The organism is Brevundimonas sp., from assembly GCF_036677305.1.
In the GTDB taxonomy this organism is placed as follows: Bacteria; Pseudomonadota; Alphaproteobacteria; order Caulobacterales; family Caulobacteraceae; genus Brevundimonas.
The window spans coordinates 1-20015 of sequence record NZ_JAKFEB010000047.1 but is presented as its reverse complement, the minus strand read 5'-3'; the positions used below and the strand labels follow the sequence as shown (position 1 = coordinate 20015).

The window sequence follows — 20015 nt, the reverse complement described above, 5'->3', positions numbered from 1 at the left end:
AGGGCGCATGTCGCCGCGCGAACCCAAGCCTGGATTCCGCTCGTTGCTGATCATTTCCACACTTGGGCGAGAGTCCTCGCCGGACGGACCTATGGGCAATTCCACCGCGCGGGTGTCAACATGGGCGACCCTCGGTGTCGGACCCGGTGTGAGCGACACTGGCCGCCTGTGTCGGATGAAGTATCAACGACGATGACAGGTGTGTCAGCGGCGGCACATGCCTCATAGCTGAACTCACGAGTCCCTTTTGGGGGACGCCCGCCAAAGCTCTCTTCACTCACTCCTGCAGGTCTGACCAACGAACCTCGACACAAAGACCGCCCAGGGAAGATGGAGACAGCGCAAGGCCTCCACCGGAGGCTTCAGCCAGCGCCTTGGCGATCGAGAGGCCTAGACCGTGGCCGTGCGCCGTCTCATCCAGTCTGACGCCTCGCGCGGCGGGGTCCAGGGCGAGGTCGGGAGGAATCCCCGGGCCGTCGTCCTCGATCAGCACCGAAAGTCGGTCGGGGGCGCGCCGGGCGCTCACCACGACCTGCCGGTGGGCGAATCGTGTCGCGTTCTCCAGCAGCGGGCCCAGCAGTTCGGTGAGATCGTCGGCGTTGAGCGGCGCCTCGACCGCCTCCGGAACCGAATTGGTGAAGGCCACCAGGTCGCCGCGGTCCGTCTGCTCCAGCACGCTGACCAGACGGTCGACGATATCGCGGACGCCGCTTCGACCATCCTGTCCGGTCGCCGCGACGCGGCTGCGAGCCAGCTCGGCCTCGGTCGTGGCGATCAGGGCGGCGATCGCGCGCTCCAGGCCATCGGCGATCCCGGGCTGACCCGCGTCACGCACACGGCGCGCCTGGGCGTTCAGGGCGGCGAGCGGGGTCTTCAGCCCGTGCGCCAGATCCGAGGCCCGGGATCGCGCCCGCGTCAGGTCGGTGTCGCGAGCTTCGGCGAGGTCGTTGATCGCTTCGGCGAGGGGTTTCACCTCGTCCAGCCACGGCAGGACCAGACGGGCCGAAGAACTGGAGCGCAAGGCGGCGAGCTGCGACCTGATGCCCGCCAGGGGCTGGAGCCCGAGATGGACCTGTATCCACGCGGCCGCGAGCAGGAACAGCCATAGAGCAGCCAGGAAGAGCGCAAGCTCGCGGCGGAACTCCGCCTGGGCGGAGGCGACATCCGACGCATCCACACCCAGCTGGACGACGACGTCAGGCCCGCTCGCATCCGGGCGGATCATCCGTTCCAGCAGAAAGACCTCCTGGCCGAATGGTCCGTTCGCGCGGCGTAGTTCCCAATCCGCCGTGGAAGGTTCTGCTGGCGGTGATGGCAGGGCTTCGTCCCAGAGCGAGCGCGATCGCCAGGTCCGCCCGTCAGCCGCGACCTGCCAGTAGAAGCCGCCGGCCGGGGTCTGCAGCCGCGGATCGCTGAGGGGATCGGTCAGGGTGATCCCGCCCGTCGGATCGGCGACCACCGCCGCGACAAGGCGCCAGGCGTCCCGAGTCAGTTCCTGCGTCATTCGCCGTTCGAGATGGCGTTCGAACAGCAGGCTCATGAACAGCCAGGCCACCACCAGCGCCACCAGGGTTGCTGCTCCGGCGGCGAGCAGCAGGCGGACGCGCAGGGAACGGGTGATCACGACGGCGCATCCAGCAAATAGCCGAACCCGCGCCGGGTCGTGATCACGCCCGCGCCGAACTTCTTTCGCAGCCGCGCCACGATCGCCTCGATGGCGTTGGCGTCGCCGCTCTCGGCGGTCCCATAGAGGTGATCGGCGATCTCGCCGGAAGAGACAGCCCGGCCGGGCTGATGAGCCAGCAAGTCCAGCAGGCGAAACTCCAGTGGCGAGAGCCGCGCGGGCGCGCCGTCGAAGGAGGCCGCCATCCGGGTCGTATCGAGCCGCAGCTTGCCGACAGTCACCACGCTGGAGGTCCGGCCCGCGCCGCGCCGGAGCAGGCCGCGCAGCCGGGCGACCAGCTCGCCCATCTCGAACGGCTTGGCCAGGTAATCGTCGGCGCCCGCTTCTATGCCCTCGACCTTCTCGGTCCAGTCGGATCGGGCCGAGACGATCAGGACCGGAAAGGTCCGGCCCGCGGCCCGCCATCGGCGCAGCACCGACAGGCCGTCAAGTCGCGGCAGGCCGAGGTCCAGCACGACGGCCGCATAGTCCTCCACGTCTCCGGCATACCAGGCGGCGTCGCCGTCCGAGGCGATGTCGACGCTGAATCCGGCCGCCTCCAGCGAACGCTTGAGGTCGGCCTGGATGTCCGGATCGTCCTCGACGACGAGGCAGCGCATTCAGTCGTCCTCGATCTCCAGCACCGAACCGTCTCGGGCGTTCAGCTTGACCTCCCGGACACGGCCCGTCGAGGTCAGAACCTTCACCTCATACCGCCACAGACCGTCTTTCCGCTCCAGTTCGACGTCGATGACGTCCCCCGGCACGTGACGGGCGACGACGGCGAGGATGCGGGCCAGGGGCAGGATTTCGCCCCGCCGCAAGGCCTCGCGCGCTGCAACGTGGTCGTCGTCGTCCGACGCGGCGGACACGGGGCCGGCTATCGCGGGCGTTCCGGCCACGGTCGCCGAGAGTGCGAGAACAGCCAGGCTGATCACAAGGTTTGATCGGGTCATGGCCTCACCTTGCGGCGTGTTCGCTGACATTTCGCTGACGGTCGAGCGCGGCTGTTTGTCAGGCCCAGACGGGCACAACGGCTGCGTACAGTGGGGACTGAAGCATGCCTATCGGCAAACGGGTTCGGCGGCAGGGGATCGCCTGGAGTCTCGCAACGGGGCTGGCCATTGGTTTGAGCCTGGCGGGCCAGACCGCCTCGGCGCAGACGGCGGAACCGGGAACCACCGCGTATGGCCCCGAGGCCTTCGCCGACACCGCCCCGGCCACGGCGCACGACATGCTGCAACGCCTTCCCGGTTTCACCATCATCGAGGCGGACGCCGACGTTCGGGGCTATTCCGGCGCGCTGGGCAATGTTCTGATCGACGGCGTCCGCCCGGCCAGCAAGCGGAACGACATCGGCGACCTGCTGTCGCGCATTCCGGCGGCCGGGGTCGAGCGCATCGAACTGATCCGCAGCGGCGGGAACGGCGTCGACATGGCGGGCTATCCGGTGTTGGCCAATGTCGTGCGGCGTCGCTCTGCTGCGCCGGACTGGGCGATTGAGGCCGGCGTGCTGGTTTCCACCGACGGGTGGATCCAGCCGGGACTCAAGGCGGAGTACGCGCGACGTTGGGGCGAAACGGCTTTGGAGCTGTCGTTCCGGGCCGAGCCGGAGCTGGACGACGATAGCGGCGCCGGCCGGATCGTCGAGACGACGGCCGATGGGATCCTCGTTGAGGCGAGTGCGCTGGATACCTTCGTAACGCAGCGGGAAATCGAAGCCGCGGCCGCCTTCCGGCATCCGCTCGGCGGCGGCCAGTTGATCACATCTGCCGCGATCCGCTCCGAAAAGGTCGAGGGCGACACCATGATCACCGACAGCACCTCCGGCGCTGATGATGAGATCGTGGTCGAGGACGAGGACTACGCCGAAGCCGAGGTCGGCGTCCGGTTCGCCCGATCGCTGGGTGATCGCCACTCCCTGGAGGTCATGCTGACCCAGCAACTGGGACGGCTGGACGCCGTGGAACGGGAGCAGGCGGGAACCGACAGCGACACCTTCTCCGAGCTGACAGACACCGGCGAAACCATCGCCCGGATCGAACTGGGCCGCGAGCAGTCAGAGACACTCGCGTTCACGGCAGGGCTGGAGGGCGCCTTCAACTTCCTCGAAAGCCGGGCGCGGCTGGAGGAGAATGGCTTGCCCGTCGACCTGCCCGGCTCGGACGTGCGGATCGAGGAACGGCGCGGCGAAGCCTCCGTCGGCGCGATCTGGAAGCTGGCCGGCGGCTGGCGGGTCGAGGGCGGTCTGCGGGTCGAGGCCTCGGCCATCGCCCAGACCGGCGACAGTCCGCTTGAACGCAGTTTCGTCTACGCCAAGCCCCGGGTCGTCGCCACCTGGGATGCCGGTCCAGATGACCGGCTGCGACTGTCATTGGCCCGAGAGGTCGGGCAGCTGGATTTCAACGACTTCGTCGCGTCCGCCTCGCTGAACCGGGACGTCGTGACCGCCGGGAACGCCGCGCTGGAGCCTGACAAGTCCTGGCGGCTGACGGCCGGCTGGGAGCATCGGCTCGGCGCGGATGGGTCGATTACGGCGACCTGGACCCATGACGAGATCGAGGATGTCGTCGATCGCATCCTTGTGGTCACGCCCGACGACGTGTTCGACGCGCCGGGCAATATCGGATCGGGCCGTCGCGATACGCTGGCGCTGGATCTGGTTTCGTCGCTGGATCGTCTGGGCCTGCCCGGGGGACAGCTGCGCACGTCGGTGTTGTGGCGGACCAGCGAGGTGACCGACCCGGTTACGGGAGAGCGGCGCGGCATCTCCGACGAGAACCCGGTCGAAGGTTCGATCGGCGTGACGCAGGATATCCCCGCGCTCGGACTCACCTGGGGCCTCGACATCGAGCACATCGCGGAACGCTCGGTCGAATATCGTTTCGACGAAATCACGCGCGAGTCCGAAGGCATGGGCTGGACGCTGAGCGTCGAGCGGCGGATCGGCGACCGTTGGCGTCTGCGCGCCGAGGCGACCGACCTGTTCGGTCGCGGCTTCCACGAAACCCGCGAGAAATACGACGGCCCGCGTTCGACCCGGCCGATCGAGGAGATCGAACGCCGCGACCGCGAGACCCCCGGCTTCGTCAGTCTGACGCTCCGTCGTAGTACGGGCGGTTAGGCCAGCCCGGCGCCGGGTCGTAGCCGTAGTAGCCGCCTCCGCGCTTGAAGCGGGCCAGCCGTTCCAGCTCCAGCGGATCGGCCTTGGCGTCCCACGTCTTCACGCCGTTGGTCAGATCAGCCGGCGTGAGCACCAGCGGATCCCACACGGCGTCGCCCAGCACATCGTGCAGCGTAAGGGTCACGGTCGGCGTCGAGCCCGTCATGTCGAACTTGAGCAGTCCGACATTGACGCTGCGGACCCAGGTGTCGCGGATGCGGACTTCCGGCGTCTGGCGCGTGTTCTTGTTCGCCGGCATCTGCGCCAGCGGCGACGAGCAGAAGTCGTAGATGTCGTAGCCGCCGCTCTCGGATCGCGGGATGCAATTCAACTCGCCCATGTGGCTGTCGCCCGAGATGCACAGCACGCCGCCGATGTTCCGGTCGCGGATGAAGTCGAAGATCTCGTTCCGCTCGGTCAGGAAGACGCCCCAGCTGTCGCCGCCCTCCTCGTTCTCGGCCGCCGAGAAGCCGCCGCCCGAGACCAGCACCTTGAAGGGGGCCGCCGATGCGGCGAGTTCGCGCTTGAGCCAGGCCTTCTGTCGCGCGCCGAGAATGGTCTTTCGGGCGTTGTCGACGGTGTCGATCGGATCGCGATGGTAGCGGCCGTCGAGGAAGAAGAAGTCCACGCCGCCGTACGACTGCCGGAAATAGACGCCCGGGTTGCCCTCCTCGCCGTAGGAGGGGTTGGCCCAGAAGTTCCGGAACACCTTCAGGGCGCTGGCCTTGTAGGGACTGCGGCCGTCGGAGTTGTTGTAGCCGAAGTCGTGGTCATCCCAGATCGCCAGTTGCGGCCTGGACCGGAGTAAGGGGGCGAGTCGTTCGACGACCCGGCCGCGGCCATAGAGGTCGGCCAGGGCCGCCGGCTCGTCGCTGTCGCCGTAGATGTTGTCCCCCAGCCAGAAGAACATGTCCGGATCGAGATCACGCACGACGTTCCAGATCGGCTGTTCGGCGTCGTACTGGATCCGGCAGCAGGAGCCGAAGGCGATGCGGAAATCCGCCGGCCCGGCAGGAGCGGTTCGCGTCCGGTAGGCGAAGGGCTGATGGCGGTCTCCCTCTCCCGCATAGACCAACCGGTACCAGTAGTCTGTGTCGGGCTGCACGCCCTCGACACGGAACACCAGGCAGCAGTCGTCCTCGGCGCGCGCGGTCAAGGTCGGGCCGTCCAGCGCCACGTCGAAGTCGCGGCTGGTCGAATACTCGAGTTTGACCGGAAAGGTGCCGGAGGCCCGGACCCACACGGTGAAATGGTTCGGTCCAGGCGCTCCGACCATCGGTCCCTGCAGCGCGCGCGGATAGCCGAAGACCTGGGCGATGGCGCGCGGCGCCGCGGCCAGAAAGGCGGCCAGCGCCGAGCCGCCGAGGAAGTGCCGACGTGCGGGTGTAAGGCGAAGGTTCATGCGACTGCTCCATCACACGCGGCGTTCAGCTGACGGATCAGGGCGTCGTGCACCCCTCCGTTCGAAACGCAGACATTCCCTGCATGCAGGTCCAGCGGAGACCCGTCGACAGACGTCGCGAGCCCGCCGGCTTCCTCTACGAGGATGATGCCGGGACCCATGTCCCAGGCGTTCAGGCAGCGCTCCCAGTAGGCGTCCCATCGACCCGCCGCGACCCAGGCCATGTCCACGGCGCAGGCGCCGGTGCGGCGAATGCCGGCCACCTCGCTGCTCAGCAGAGCCATTTCGCGGGCGAACACCGAATGGTCCGGCTTGCCGGCGAAGGGGATGCCGCAGGCCAGGACGGTCTCGATCAACGCCGCGCGCCGGGAAACGCGAATCTGCTGTCCGTTCAGCCAGCAGCCCTTGCCGGTCTCGGCGACATAGAGCTCGTTCAGCACGGGGATGTAGGTGACGCCGGCGACGACCTTGCCCTCACGGGCCAGGGCGACGTTCACGCCCCACAGCGGGCAGGCGAACAGGAAGTTGGTGGTGCCGTCGAGAGGATCCACGATCCACTGCTGGCCCTCGTCGGGTCCGCCGCCGGCTCCGCCCTCCTCGCCAAGGAAGGCGTAGCTCGGCCGCGCGCGCCCCAGAATGCCGCGGGTGGTCTGCTCGGCCTCCTCATCGGCGATCGACACCATGTCGGCCGGTCCGGTCTTGGATCGGACCGTCAGTTCGGACAGTTGGGCGAACCGCTTCTCAAGCCCCTCACCCGCGGCTTTCGCCGCCTCGATCATGGCCTTCAGGTCGTCGGATGGATCAAGCAAGGCGGGTATCCCGGGTTACGAAATCTAGTCCCTGAGGCGGGTCCGCCACAGGCTGGCGGCGAGGATCATCGACAGGACGGACGCCCCGACCCAGACCCAGATAACCGGGCCGAAGTCATAGATCTTGTCCTCGCCCACGGTCGTCATATTGGCCTCGATCAGGAAGCCGGAGACGTTTTCCTGGATGGCGGCGCCGATGTAGCTGAACACGCCGATCACCCCCATGGCCGCCCCGGCGACGCGCTTGGGCGCGACGTCGACCGCGAACAGACCGCCCAGCGACGTCACCAGACCGGTCAGGCCGATCCCGAACAGCACCATGGAAATCGTCAGCGACACCATGTTGTTGGGGCCGAAGAAGAACAGCAGCAGGCCGGCGAGTTCGCACAGGGCGAACAGCAGGTTGGCGGGCGGGCGCCGGGAGCCGAACACCTTGTCGGACAGGTAGCCGTAGCCGATGGCGCCGCCGATCCCCGCGATCGTGCTGATGAACAGCAGGCTGGCCGCGGTCGGCAGGTCCATGCCGCGAGACTCCTGCAGGTACAGGATCCCCCAGGAGTTGATGGCGTAGCGGGTGACGTAGATCAGGGCGCTGGACACGGCCAGGATCCAGATCTCCGGCAGTTTGAGAATCGACAGCTGGGTGCGGAGAACCGTGGACGGCTCGACCCGCACCGGGCCGGTGTAATGGTCATTGCGCCAGTCGGCGACAGTCGGAAGGCCCATCGTCCGCGGCCGGTCCTGCATCAGCATCCAGGTGCACAGGGCGACGGCGATGCCGATCAGGCCCGGAATCCAGAAGCCGGCGCGCCAGCCGATCCATGTCACGACAGCCCCGACCACCAGGAAGGTCGCGCCCTCGCCGATGGAGTGGGCCGTGCTCCAGATGCCGTACATCCGGCCGCGCTCGCGGTTGGAATACCAGGCGGTCATGGCCACCACGCCACCGGGGGCGCCGAAGCTCTGGAACCAGCCGTTCAGGCCCCAGATCACGACCGCCGCCCACAGCATGTTCACCGAGCCCATGGCGATGCAGCACAGGCCGGACAGCAGGAAGGAGGCGGTCAGGAATTTCCGCATGTTGGCGTGGTCGGCGAAGAAGCCGTTGGTCAGCTTGCCCAGGGCGTAGGTCCAGAACAGCGCGGAGCCGATCATCCCCAGTTCGGACGGGGTGAAGACGCCCTGATCGATGAGCGGCTTCTTCACCACGCCCAGCGCCAGACGGCAGATGTAGATCAGGCCATAGCCCAGGGTGATCGCCAGCATCACGCGGAACCGGTTACGCCGGTACAGGGTGTCGATCAGGCCCTTGTCCGCCATCTCGGGCAGGTCGGGTCCGGTGGCGAAGAAGCCCAGCAATCCACGCGACATGCGATAGCCCTCCCAGGGTGGCGGGCCGGCGTCATGCGGCGACCTCGTTGAGGATCAGCCTATTTCAGCCGTCGCAGAAATGGAAGAAGAATTCCAATCTATCGCATGGTTGGAATTACAAAACTCTGATCGCTGACGCCGCTTCCGTCCCTGCGCGGCCAGCGCTGGGTCACGGTCTTGGTGCGGGTGTAGAAACGCACGCCGTCCAGACCGTACTGATTCAGGTCTCCGAAGCCGGAGCGCTTCCATCCGCCAAACGAGTGGTAGGCGACCGGCACGGGGATCGGCACGTTGATCCCCACCATGCCCACCTCGACCTGGTCGGCGAAGGTCCGCGCCGCGTCGCCGTCGCGGGTGAAGATGCTGACGCCGTTGCCGTACTGGTGCTTCGACGGCAGGGACAGGGCCTCCTCGAAGGTGGCGGCGCGCACGATCTGCAGCACCGGACCGAAGATCTCTTCCTGATAGGTGCGCATCTCCGGCGTGACCCGGTCGAACAGGGTGGGGGCGAGGAAGAATCCGTCCTCATGCCCCTGCAGCGAGAAGCCGCGGCCGTCCACGACCAGTTCGGCGCCCTCATCGACGCCCATCTGGATATAGCCCTCGATTTTCGCCTTGTGGGCGGCCGAGATCACCGGGCCGTAGTGGGCGTCGGCGTCGGTGGAGACGCCGACCCGCAGGCTTTCGATGGCGGGCAGCAGGGCCTCGCGCAGCCGCTCCGCCGTGCCTTGGCCGACCGGAACGACGACGGGCAGGGCCATGCAGCGCTCTCCGGCCGAACCGTAGGCGGCCCCCATGAGATCGGCGACGGTCTGGTCCATATCGGCGTCGGGCAGGACGATGCCGTGGTTCTTGGCGCCGCCCATGGCCTGGACGCGCTTCCCGTGCAGCGCCCCGAGCGCATAGACCGACTGGGCGATGTCGGAGGATCCGACGAAGCTGACCGCCTTGATCGAGGGGTGGCGCAGGATCGCCTCGACAATCTCCTTGCCGCCTTGGACCACGTTGAGCACGCCCGCCGGGGCGCCGGCCTCCAGCATCAGTTCGGCGAGGCGCACGGGCACGGACGGATCGCGCTCGGAGGGCTTGAGGATGAAGGCGTTGCCGCAGGCGATGGCGGGGCCGAACATCCACATCGGGATCATGGCCGGGAAGTTGAACGGGGTGATGCCCGCCACCACGCCCAGCGGCTGACGCGCCGACCAGACGTCGATGCCCGGACCGGCGCCCTGGGTGTATTCGCCCTTCAGCAAGTGCGGGATGCCGCACGCGAACTCGATCACCTCCAGCCCGCGCATGATGTCGCCCCTGGAGTCGGCGATGACCTTGCCGTGCTCGGCGGACAGCATGTGCGCCAGTTCGTCCATGTGGACTTCCAGCAGGCGTTTGAATTCGAACATGACCCGGGCGCGGCGCTGTGGATTGGTCGCCGCCCAGCCCTTCTGCGCCTCGACGGCATTGGCGATGGCGCTGTCCAGCTCGGCGGTCGTGGCCATCTGGACCCGGGCCTGAACGGCCCCGGTGTTGGGATCGAAGACGTCGCCGAACTGGCCGGAGGTCCCGGCGACCGGACGGCCGCCGATGAAATGGTCGATGCTGCGCATGGGAGAGTCCTGGGGAGGGCGGTCAGTTCTTTGGCTTCACGATCCAGTCGTGGGTCGGGTCGTTTCGGAAGATCCAAGCGCGTTTCGGCCCGGCCATCACGTTCAGATAATAGACGTCGTAACCGTGCGGAGCGCCGACCGGGTGGTAGCCGCGGGGCACCATGACGACGTCGCCGTTCTCGACGCTGACGGTCTCGTCCAGGCTGCGGTCGTCGGTGTAGACGCGCTGCACGGCGAAGCCCTGCGGCGGGTCGATGCGGTGGTAGTAGGTCTCCTCCAGCGCGGTCTCTTCCGAGGGCGAGGCGGTGTCGTGCTTGTGCGGCGGATAGCTGGACCAGTGGCCGCCGGGGGTGATCACCTCGACCACCAGCAAGCCCTCGGCCGCCTCGGTCTCGGGCAGGATGTTGCGGACGTAGCGGGTGTTGGTCCCGGTCCCGCGCACCTCACGGGTCATCCGCGCAGCGTCGATCAACCGCGGCTCCCCCTGGCCGACGCCCGGCGCGGTGCAGACAGCCAGCTCGACTGCGTCCTGGGCGGTCACGGCATAGCCGACGCCCGCGGGAACATAGACCGCCCCCGGCGCTCGATCCTCGAACGGGGTCCGCCGCCCGCCGAGCCCGTTCAGTCTCAGCTCGCCCGCCACGACATCCGCCGTTCCGGCGACGATCACGAGGCAGGCCTCGCGGCCGGCGTCGCCGCCCTCGAAGGTCTGGCCGTTCGAAAGCCGCACGACGCGGAAGCCGACATGCTCCCAGCCTGCGCTGTCCGGCGTCACATTCAGCACCGTGCCGTCGGCGGCGGGCGCATGGGGCCGGACGCGCAGGTTTGCCATCAGCCCAGGCCCGCCTCGGCCGCACGCATCTTGAGGGTCCTCAGACCGAGGTCGGCGTAGGCCTTCGGTTCGGCGACGGACGGGTCCTGTTCGGCCTCGATTACGATCCAGCCGGAGTAGTCCATCGCCTTCAGCGCCGACATCACCTCCGCGTAGTCGATGCCGCCGTCGCCGGGGACGGTGAACATCCCGGCCAGCACCCCGTCGAGGAAACTGGAGCCGCCCGACCGCGCCTCGCTGAAGGTCTGCCACCGCACGTCCTTGCAGTGGACGTGGACCACCCGTTCGGGATGGTCGCGGATGATGGCCAGGGAGTTCACCCCGCCGAGGGCCGCGTGACCCGTGTCCAGCGTAAGCCCGACCGACGGCCCGGTGTTGGCGATGAAGGCGTCGACATCCCCGGCCGTCTCCACGACGGTGCCGAGGTGGTGGTGATAGGCGAACTTCAGGCCGTGACCGTTGATGTAGTCCGCCACCTCCGTCAGCCGTGCTCCGAACTGCTTCCAGCCGCCGTCCGCCATGCGCGGCGTCCCCGTCAGGGGCGTGGCCCGGTCGCCGTGTACGGCGTTGGAGGTCTCGGCGAAGACGAAGACGGTCGAACCCATCGCCTTCAGCAGCGCCAGATGCGGCTGCAGCGCCGCGATCTCGGCGTCTGCGTCCTGCGCCAGCAGGGACCCCGAGTACCAGCCGCCGATCAGGTCGAGGCCATAGCCCTCCAGCAGCGGCTTCAGCGCCGCCGGATCGCGCGGGAATTTGCCACCCAGTTCGACGCCCTCGAAACCGACGTCGCGGATGTCCGAGAGGATCGACTCCAGCGGCGTGTCTCCGCCCAGTTCGGGCATGTCGTCATTGGCCCAGGCGATCGGGCTGACGCCCCAGCGGATGGTCATGACAGGTCTCTCTTCATACGGATGCGATCCTCGTAATCCTTGCGGGCGGCGTTCACCTGCGGTCGGTCCGACACTTCGGGCACCGCCACGTCCCACCACCAGCCGCCGGCCTCGGTGGTTTTCAGGGGGTCGGTGTCGATGGCGACAACATAAGTGCGGTCTGCGGCCCGGGCGCGGCCCAACGCGGCCTCAAGTTCGCCGAGGGTCGCGACCTGTTCGGACAGGGCGCCCAGGCTGCGGGCGTGGGCCGCAAAATCGATGGCGGGCAGGGTCTCGTGCGCGCTGTCCGCCAGCAGGTTGTTGAAACCGGGACTGCCGGTCGCCTGCTGCAAGCGGTTGATGCAGCCGAATCCGCGGTTGTCGAGCACCACGACGATGAGCTTGCGGCCCATCATCACCGAGGTGGCCAGCTCGGAATTGAGCATCAGGTACGAACCGTCGCCGACCATGACCACGACGTCGCGGTCCGGTTCGGCCATGCGCACGCCGAGACCGCCGGCGATCTCATAGCCCATGCAGGAGAAACCATATTCGACGTGGTAGCCGCCCGGCCGAGCGGTCCGCCACAGCTTGTGCAATTCGCCCGGCAGGCCGCCGGCGGCGCAGACGACGACGGCGTCGTCGTCCATGGCCCGCTGGACGGCGCCGATGACCTGGGCGTCGCTGGGCAGGGTCTGGGCAGGGTCGCCCGCCGTCGCGGCCTCAACCGCTGCGCTCCACGTCGCAAGGGCCGCGGCCTGTCCGGGATCGTTCGGCGCGCGCCAGCCGGCCAGCGCTTCGGAGAGCGCCGAAATCACCGTCCTGGCGTCGCCGACGACCGCTTCGGCGCTGTGCTTGTGGGCGTCGAAGGGCTGGATATTGACCTGGAACAGACGTCGATCCGGGAACAGGCTGCGCGAGCCGGTGGTGAAGTCCTGCAGCCGCGTGCCGACGGCGACGATGACGTCCGCCGCCTCGGCCGCGGCATTGGCTGCGGACGAACCTGTCACCCCGATGGATCCGAGGGACGCTGGGTGATTCCAGGGCAAGACGCCCTTCCCTGCCTGGGTTTCCGCAACAGGAATGCCCGCGGCTTCGGCAAGTGCGGCCAGCGCGGTCTCGGCCCGGCTGTAGAGCACGCCGCCGCCCGCGATGATCAGCGGCCGTTTCGCTCCCTTGAGCGCCTCGACCAGGGCGGCCAGTTCGCCGCTGTCCGCCGGCTGGCGCCGTTGACGCCACAGTCGCCGGTCGAAGAAGGCGGCGGGATAGTCGAAGGCTTCGGCCTGCACGTCCTGACAGAAGGCCAGGGTGACCGGGCCGCAGGTCGCGGGGTCCATCATCGTCGCCAGCGCGCGAGGCAGGGCGTCGAGGATCTGCTCCGGCCGGGTGATGCGATCGAAATAGCGAGATACGGGCCGGAAACAGTCATTGGCCGAGACCGTGCCGTCGCCGAAATCCTCGATCTGTTGCAGGACCGGATCCGGTCTGCGGCTGGCGTAGACGTCCCCGGGCAAAAACAGGACGGGCAACCGGTTGACGTGCGCCAGGGCGGCGGCGGTGACCATATTGGTCGCGCCCGGGCCGATCGACGTCGTGCAGATCATGGCCCGCTGGCGGCGCATCTGTTTGGCGTAGGCGATGGCGGCGTGCGCCATGCCCTGTTCATTGTGCGCCCGCCAGGTGGGCAGGACGTCGCGGTGGGCGTTAAGCGCCTCGCCCAGCCCCGCCACATTGCCATGACCGAAGATGGCCCAGCAGCCTGCGAAATAGGGAACGGGTTGGCCGTCGACGACGACATCCTGCGCGGCCAGCCAGCGAACGGCGGCCTGGGCGGCGGTCAGGCGAATGGTCGTCACGTTACCCTGCCTCGCGAACAGTCGCCGACGGCGCCTGCGCCTTGGCGGCGCGCCAGGCGTCGACCAGCACCGCGAACCGGGCCGACAGGTCCTGGATCGCAGCCTCGTCGTCCATCTGGCCCGTGAGCCACTTCTCCGCAGCGTCGGCGAAGATGGTCCGGCCCACCGCAAATCCCTTGACGATGGGCGCCGAAGCCGCCGCCGCAAACGAGGCGATCAGTTCGTCCTCGGGCGCAGACAGGCCCAGCAGGAGAACGCCGCGGCAGCGCGGATCGTTCTCCGGGATCACCCGATCGACATTGGCCCAGGCTGCGGCGTCGTCGGTCGGTTCCAGCTTCCACCAGTCGGGCTTCATGCCGAGATCGTAGAGCCGCTGGATCGCGCGCGAAACCGTCTGCGAATCCACCGGTCCGTTCTTGGATGCGATGATCTCGACCAGCAGTTCGTGCCCGGTCTTCAGACAGGCGTCCTGAAGCCGCAGCAATTGCCGCTCCTGCCGCTCGCGAAGATCAACGGGATCGTCCGGATGATAGAAGGCCAGGCATTTGACCACGTGGTTCGGCGGCCATGTCGCCAGCTCGGTCGCGACGTCGGCCGAGCTCTCGAACACCAGCGGACACGACCCCGGCAGTTCGATCGGACGGCCGATCCAGTACGGATGGTCCGCCGCATCCTCCAGGCCGCGCATGCCGAAGCGGCCGTCCAGCAGGACGCCGAACCGGGGATCGCCGCCGGCCAGCCGGTCGACCGCCTTGAGCGCCAGCGTCTTGAACACCGCGATCCGTTCAGGATCCGCGCCGATGCGCTCGCACAGTTCCTCGAACTGGGACCGGTGATCCATCGCCAGGACCGTCAGCTCGTCATAGTCGCGCGTCCGGGTCGAGGTGCGGTGGATATGCTCCAGCTCGACATCGTCGCGCAGGCGGAACGGCCGGCGGCGCTCGCCCAGGAAGCTCTGAAGCTCCTCCCAGGTCGCCATGGCGGGCGCGCAGCCGTGCCGCGAGACGACGATCGCGCCGCACGCGTTGGCGTACTCGCAGCAGGTCGCCAGCGGCTCGCCGCGCAGCCAGCCGCGCAGGAAGCCGGCCATGAAGGCGTCGCCCGCGCCGAGCACGTTGAAGACCTCGACCGGGAAGCCCCGGCCGACCACGCCGTCGTCGAGGCTGTCAGGAATCGCACCCGGGAAGGCCGAGCATCCCTGGGGGCCGCGCTTGCACACCAGCAGGGCGTCGGTCTGTTTCCGTATTTCGCGCAGGGCCGCGATGGTGTCGGTCGTTCCGCCAAGGATGTGAACCTCCTCCTCGGTGCCGACGATGAGATCGCACAGAGGCAGCACCTGCTGGAGTCGCGCGGTGACGGCCGCGTCGGCGACGAAGCGGTTCTCGCCCCGGTCCCGCCCCGTCAGTCCCCACAGCACCGGCCGGTAGTCGATGTCGAACACCACCCGGCCCCCACCTGCGCGGGCGAGGTTGCACGCCCTGATCGAGGCGTCGAACACCGCATCCCGGGACAGGTGGGTGCCGTTGATCAACACGGCCGCCGCGCTCTGGATGAAGGTCGGATCGACGTCTCCCACGTCCAGCGCCATGTCGGCGCAGTTCTCGCGGTAGAAGATCAGGGGGAAGGTGTCCGGATCGCGGATGCCCAGAAAGACCAGGGCGGTGAGCCGGTCGGGATCGGTGATCACCCCGTCGGTGACGACGCCCTCTCGTTCAAGCTGTTCGCTGATGAACCGGCCGAAATGGTCGGCTCCGACCCGGGTCAGCAGGCCGGCGTTCAGGCCCAGCCGTGCGGCGCCCACGGCCGTGTTGGTGGGGCTGCCGCCGATGTATTTGGCGAACGAGGCCATGTCCTCGAGCCGCCCGCCGATCTGCTGGCCGTACAGGTCGATGCACGAACGGCCGATGGTGATCAGATCGAGTCGATGTTTTGACCTCGCCATCGAGCCGTCTTCCACGCAACCCCCGACCGCCCGTCGCCGCCAGATAATGTAACGTATATTCTAACGATGAAACGTCCGCAATGTCTGTTTCATTTCGATCGGTGTTTTCCCGACGGTTTCATCGACGAGCGGTTTCGGGTGGTCTGAGCCGTCGAGAAGGCGAACGAAATAACCAACGCCTGGGCCAGACACATGGAGGCGGACAGCGACCGGAATTTCCGGATTTCGGCCTCGCGCACCTGCAGCACCAGACTGGCCGGCTTGGCGACGGGGCTGACCAGACTGTCGCTGATGGACAGCACCTTGCAGTCGCGGTCGACCGCCGCCTCGATCAGCTGGACCGCCTCCTCGGCATAGGGATGATAGCTGACGGAGATCAGCAGATCCCTGGGCGTGATGCCGTGAATCTGCTGCCGGGTCATGCCGCCGAGGCTGTCGATAAAGACCGTCTTCTTGTCCACCTGATGCAGCGAATAGGCGATATAGGCGGCGACCGGGAAGGACCGTCGGAAACCGGCGACGTAGATGGTGTCGGCCTGGGCCATCATCTTCACGGCGGCGGCCATGTCCGCCGAGCTGACGATCTCTCCCAGGTTCTGCAGCGCCAGGGTGTTGCCTTCGATGAACTCGGCCAGCACCTGACCGGGATCGCCCACCGCCTTGCCGTCGACCGTCTCGCTGAACTGGCGGACGCGTTCGCCATAGGCGAGGGCGGCGTTGCCCGACAGCAGGCCGTCACGGAACAGGCGCTGCATCTGGGTGGCGCCGTCGAAGCCGAACGACTTGGCGAACCGGACGATGGCCGAAGGCTGCACGCCGCTGCGGTCGGCCAGAACCGCCAGGGTTTCGAGAGCGACGGCATTGGGTTCGTCCAGGACGTACCGTGCGATCTGCTTCAGCCGTTTGCTCAGCGACTCATACCGGTCGAGGATGGCGCTCCGCAGTTCTTCGGCGGTGGTCGGGGGCGTCACAGGCTCTGCCATCTAGCGTCGTTCCGGTCGTTTCATGCAGCCTAGCGGGGTCGCCCGCTCCGCTCAATGGAACACGCGCCGCACTTCTGGAAATTCTATTTCATTTATAGACAGAATATCGGTTCCATGCTGTGAGCAAGGTGATAATCGTCGGGGATGACCATGGACAGAATTGATGTGGCGCTGATCGGCGCCGGTCGGATGGGATCCATCCATGGGCCCAACGCCGGCCGCCATCCGGGCCTTCGCCTGAAGTATGTGATCGATCCGCGGCCCGAGGCGGCGGCCGCCGTCGGCGCGCCCTTCGGCGCCGCCACTGCGACGATCGACGAGGCGCTCGCCGATTCGTCGGTCGGCGGCGTGCTGATCTGCAGCTCTACGGATCAGCACCTTGAACACGCCCTCGCGGCGGTCGCCGCGGGCAAGGCGGTCTTCTGCGAAAAGCCGCTGGACCTCGACCTGGCCAAGGTCGTCGCCGCCGCGCCGCAACTCGCCGACGCCCGGCTGGTGCTCGCCTTCAACCGTCGCTTCGACCCGCATTTCGCCGCCCTGAAAGCCAGGGTCGACGCCGGCGCGGTCGGTCGTCTGGAGAGCCTGCATCTGGTCAACCATGATCCCGCCTCCCCGCCTCCCGGGTTTATTCCGACCAGCGGCGGCCTGTTCAAGGACTTCACCATCCACGACCTCGACCTCGCCCGCTGGCTGCTGGGTGAGGAGATCGCCGAGGTCTACGCCGCCGCCAGCTGTCTGGTGGATCCCGAGATCGGTCGGCTGGGCGACGTCGACACCGCACGCACGGTGCTGAAGTCGACCTCGGGTCGTCTGTGCGTCATATCCAACACCCGTCGCAGCGGTTATGGCTACGACCAGCGGATCGAGGCCTTCGGGTCCTCAGGCATGATTACAGCCGGCAATGTTGCGCTCGACACCGTCCACACCCTGACCGAGGCGGGCGCAACCGCCGCCCCGATACACAACGGTTTCCTGTCGCGCTACGGCGAAGCCTATCGCGCGGAAATGGCTCACTTCGCCGAGGTCGCCCACGGCCGGGCCGATCCGCTGGTCGGCTACGCGGATGGCGTGGCTGCGCTGGCGCTTGCCGAGGCCTGCGATCTGTCCGTCCGAACGGGCGATGTCGTCAAACTCGGAGAACTGTCCCATGCATAGGATCGCCCTCATTGGCGCGGGCCGTATCGGTCGCATACATGCCCGCAACGCGGCGCTGAATGACCGTCTGACGCTGGCCGGGATTGTCGATCCGATGGCGGATTCGGCCGCGTCGCTCGCGGCGGAATGGAACGCGCCGGTCCTGTCGCTCGATGAAGCCATGAACGACCCGTCGATCGCCGGCGTCATCATCGCCAGCTCGACCGACACCCATCTGGACTACAGCATCCGCGCTGCCCGGGCCGGCAAGGCGATCTTCTGCGAGAAGCCCATTGACCAGGATCTGGATCGCGCCCGGTCCGGCGCGGCCGATCTCGCCGACGCCCGCATGCTGCTGGCTTTCAATCGTCGTTTCGATCCCAATTTCCAGGCGCTGAAAGCGCGTCTGGACAGCGGCCAGGTCGGCGGCCTGGAGTCCCTGCAGATCACGTCCAACGATCCCTCGCCTCCGCCGCCGTCCTACGTCGCTGTGTCGGGCGGCCTCTTCAAGGACATGGCTATCCACGATTTCGACATGGCCCGCTGGCTGTTGGGCGAAGAGCCCGTGGAGGTCTACGCCGCAGGCAGCTGCCTGGTTGATCCCGAGATCGGCAAACTGGGCGATGTCGATACGGCGCGGACGGTGCTCAAGACGGCGTCGGGCAAGCTGTGCGTCATCTCGAACAGCCGTCGCTCCGGGTTCGGCTACGATCAGCGGATCGAGGCCTACGGCTCCGGCGGCATGGTGCGGGCCGACAATGTGCTGGAAAGCACCGTGCAGGTCTGGACCGAGACCGGTGCGGCGCCGGACCGTTTCCAGAACTTCTTCCTGGAGCGCTACGCCGAGGCCTATCGCCGCGAGATGACCCACTTCGCCGACATGCTCGACGGCGCGAAGGCGTCTGTCGGTTATGCCGATGGCGTCGCCGCCCTGGCGTTGGCCGAAGCGGCGGCGGAATCGGTCAAGAGCGGACGGGTCGTCCGCCTCTAGCCGGCCAACCCGGTCCCTGCATTCCAGACAAAGAAAAGCGGCGGCTCCGATCGGAGCCGCCGCAGTTGATTCAGGACGCCAGGAGAGCGTCTAGAAAACCGCCCGGAGGGTGAGGGTGATCTTGGGCGAGGACGCCTCGCGCTCGACCTCGAACGCATCGACATCGTAGGCCGCCTGATTGGCCAGGATTTCAGCGCCGTTGTCGCCGTCGAAGCCGGCCTCGGCCTGCAGGCTGTTTGCGTCGAGCAGGTTGGTGCCCGTCAGACGCAGCACGACGCTCTCGCCCAGCCGCTTTTCGAGGAAGATTTCGAGGTTGCCGTCGTACAGCTGGCTCTCGATTTCACCGAAGGTCACGAACCGGGATTCACCCTGCTTCTGATAGCTGAAGCCGAAGCTGGCGTCCCACTGGGGAATGTTCTGGGTGACGCCGAAGTTGTAGACATAGTCCGGCTGATAATCGATCGAGATCGCTTCGCCGCCGGCCGGGTCATCGCGTTCGGACCACAGGCGGGTGTAGTTGGCGAACACGCCCGTCTCGTCCAGACCGATGAAGCTCAGCGGCGCCGAGAGGTCGAACTCGATCCCGTAGACATCCGCGTCGCCGATGTTGCGGTAGCTGTAGAGATCGCCGGGGTAGTCCGCCGGGTCGATCCCGACCGTCGTCATGGACTCGCCTGTGTTGACCAGACCGATCAGGTCCGAGATCTGACGGGCGAAGACGTTGACGCCGAAGATGCCCCGGCCCGCGAAACGGCGTTCGTAGCCGACGTCGAAGCCGATCGAGGTTTCGAACGCCAGGTCCGGATTGCCGACCGTCACGTCCTCGTCGCCCGGCGATTCAAGCGAGAGCGACGGGATCATCTGGTCGATGCTCGGCCGCCGCACCGTGCGCGCCACGCTGAAGCGAAGCTGATCGTTGCCCGTGACTTCCCATTGCAGGTGGGCCGACGGGTTGAGCATGAATTCGTCGCTTTCGGCGCTGCCGGAAACGCTGTCTTCGAGCACCCCGCCTTCCGAGAAGTCGTTCTGGAAGGTGATCTCCGTCCGGGTGCTTTCGGCGCGAAGGCCGGCCTGCAGCGTCAGTGACGGGTTCAGTTTGAACTCGATACGGGCGAAGGCGTCGAGGCGGTTTTCCTCGTACTGGAACAGGCCGTCATTCTCGGTGAAGTCCGGATCGGCCAGATCCTCCTCGATCAGGATGCCATACTCCCGGTCCTTCAACTTGGCGGCGACCCCGACCTTCACCTCGACCTCTTCGATACCGAGTGAAGCGGCCAGACCAGGCATTTGACGGGTGATCGCGGCGTCAGCGGTCCATTCCGTATCATCGGCGTCGATGGATTCGCGGGACACGAGATCAGTAGGCGTTTCCTCGAAGCTCTCCTCGACGCTGTCG

At 67.3% G+C, this 20015-nt stretch carries 16 protein-coding genes; 3 read left to right on the top strand and 13 right to left on the bottom strand.

From position 1 onward, the window contains the following. Positions 1–277 precede the first annotated feature (277 nt). From V6M42_RS02890 to V6M42_RS02880, 3 genes are read right to left on the bottom strand one after another with little or no spacing between them, the layout of a single operon-like run. Entirely contained in the window at positions 278–1624 is a 1347-nt protein-coding gene (locus V6M42_RS02890) for a sensor histidine kinase (RefSeq protein ID WP_332677035.1), read from the bottom strand. Then, a complete protein-coding gene (locus tag V6M42_RS02885) occupies positions 1621–2283 on the bottom strand; it encodes a response regulator transcription factor (RefSeq protein ID WP_332677033.1) in 663 nt (220 codons plus the stop codon). Before V6M42_RS02885 ends, V6M42_RS02890 begins: the two co-directional genes overlap by 4 nt. Then, positions 2284–2619: a PepSY domain-containing protein gene (locus tag V6M42_RS02880; RefSeq protein ID WP_332677031.1), complete on the bottom strand. Its 336-nt coding sequence runs from the start codon at positions 2617–2619 to the stop codon at positions 2284–2286. A 104-nt stretch (positions 2620–2723) separates the two neighbouring features. On the opposite strand from V6M42_RS02880, the gene V6M42_RS02875 reads away from it, so the two are divergent. Then, positions 2724–4787 carry a TonB-dependent receptor plug domain-containing protein gene (locus tag V6M42_RS02875; RefSeq protein WP_332677029.1) on the top strand — a complete coding sequence of 688 codons (2064 nt, stop codon included), beginning with the start codon at positions 2724–2726 and terminating at the stop codon, positions 4785–4787. On the opposite strand, the gene V6M42_RS02870 is transcribed toward V6M42_RS02875, so the two are convergent. The 9 genes from V6M42_RS02870 to V6M42_RS02830 all read right to left on the bottom strand — a co-directional run bounded on the left by V6M42_RS02870 (position 4753) and on the right by V6M42_RS02830 (position 16494). Then, entirely contained in the window at positions 4753–6228 is a 1476-nt protein-coding gene (locus tag V6M42_RS02870; protein WP_332677027.1) for an alkaline phosphatase D family protein, read from the bottom strand. The genes V6M42_RS02875 and V6M42_RS02870 overlap by 35 nt on opposite strands. Next, positions 6225–7037: an inositol monophosphatase family protein gene (locus V6M42_RS02865; RefSeq protein WP_332677025.1), complete on the bottom strand. Its 813-nt coding sequence runs from the start codon at positions 7035–7037 to the stop codon at positions 6225–6227. Before V6M42_RS02865 ends, V6M42_RS02870 begins: the two co-directional genes overlap by 4 nt. A 24-nt stretch (positions 7038–7061) precedes the next feature. After that, positions 7062–8408, bottom strand: a complete 1347-nt coding sequence (locus V6M42_RS02860; RefSeq protein ID WP_332677022.1) for an MFS transporter — start codon at positions 8406–8408, stop codon at positions 7062–7064. Positions 8409–8506: 98 nt separating this feature from the next. After that, a complete protein-coding gene (locus V6M42_RS02855) occupies positions 8507–10012 on the bottom strand; it encodes a CoA-acylating methylmalonate-semialdehyde dehydrogenase (protein WP_332677020.1) in 1506 nt (501 codons plus the stop codon). Positions 10013–10034: 22 nt separating this feature from the next. Then, positions 10035–10844, bottom strand: coding sequence for a 5-deoxy-glucuronate isomerase (iolB, locus tag V6M42_RS02850; RefSeq protein ID WP_332677018.1), 810 nt, complete (start codon positions 10842–10844; stop codon positions 10035–10037). Next, a complete protein-coding gene (gene iolE, locus V6M42_RS02845) occupies positions 10844–11734 on the bottom strand; it encodes a myo-inosose-2 dehydratase (RefSeq protein WP_332677015.1) in 891 nt (296 codons plus the stop codon). The genes iolB and iolE overlap by 1 nt, the downstream gene beginning before the upstream one ends. Continuing rightward, entirely contained in the window at positions 11731–13569 is a 1839-nt protein-coding gene (gene iolD / locus V6M42_RS02840) for a 3D-(3,5/4)-trihydroxycyclohexane-1,2-dione acylhydrolase (decyclizing) (RefSeq protein WP_332677013.1), read from the bottom strand. The genes iolE and iolD overlap by 4 nt, the downstream gene beginning before the upstream one ends. A gap of 1 nt (position 13570) precedes the next feature. Then, positions 13571–15511, bottom strand: coding sequence for a bifunctional 5-dehydro-2-deoxygluconokinase/5-dehydro-2-deoxyphosphogluconate aldolase (locus tag V6M42_RS02835; RefSeq protein WP_332677011.1), 1941 nt, complete (start codon positions 15509–15511; stop codon positions 13571–13573). A gap of 89 nt (positions 15512–15600) precedes the next feature. After that, positions 15601–16494, bottom strand: coding sequence for a MurR/RpiR family transcriptional regulator (locus V6M42_RS02830; RefSeq protein WP_332677009.1), 894 nt, complete (start codon positions 16492–16494; stop codon positions 15601–15603). 150 nt (positions 16495–16644) lie between these two features. Here V6M42_RS02830 and iolG (V6M42_RS02825) point away from each other — a divergent pair, with 150 nt between their 5' ends. Both iolG (V6M42_RS02825) and iolG (V6M42_RS02820) read left to right on the top strand, forming a co-directional pair. Continuing rightward, complete coding sequence (iolG, locus tag V6M42_RS02825; RefSeq protein WP_332677006.1) at positions 16645–17649, top strand: inositol 2-dehydrogenase; 1005 nt, start codon at positions 16645–16647, stop codon at positions 17647–17649. Then, positions 17642–18619, top strand: a complete 978-nt coding sequence (gene iolG, locus V6M42_RS02820) for an inositol 2-dehydrogenase (RefSeq protein WP_332677004.1) — start codon at positions 17642–17644, stop codon at positions 18617–18619. The genes iolG (V6M42_RS02825) and iolG (V6M42_RS02820) overlap by 8 nt, the downstream gene beginning before the upstream one ends. A 90-nt stretch (positions 18620–18709) precedes the next feature. Here the strand turns inward: iolG (V6M42_RS02820) and V6M42_RS02815 are convergent. Continuing rightward, positions 18710–20015, bottom strand: a 1306-nt coding sequence (locus V6M42_RS02815; RefSeq protein WP_332677002.1) for a TonB-dependent receptor plug domain-containing protein, incomplete at its 5' end; no start/stop codon positions are given.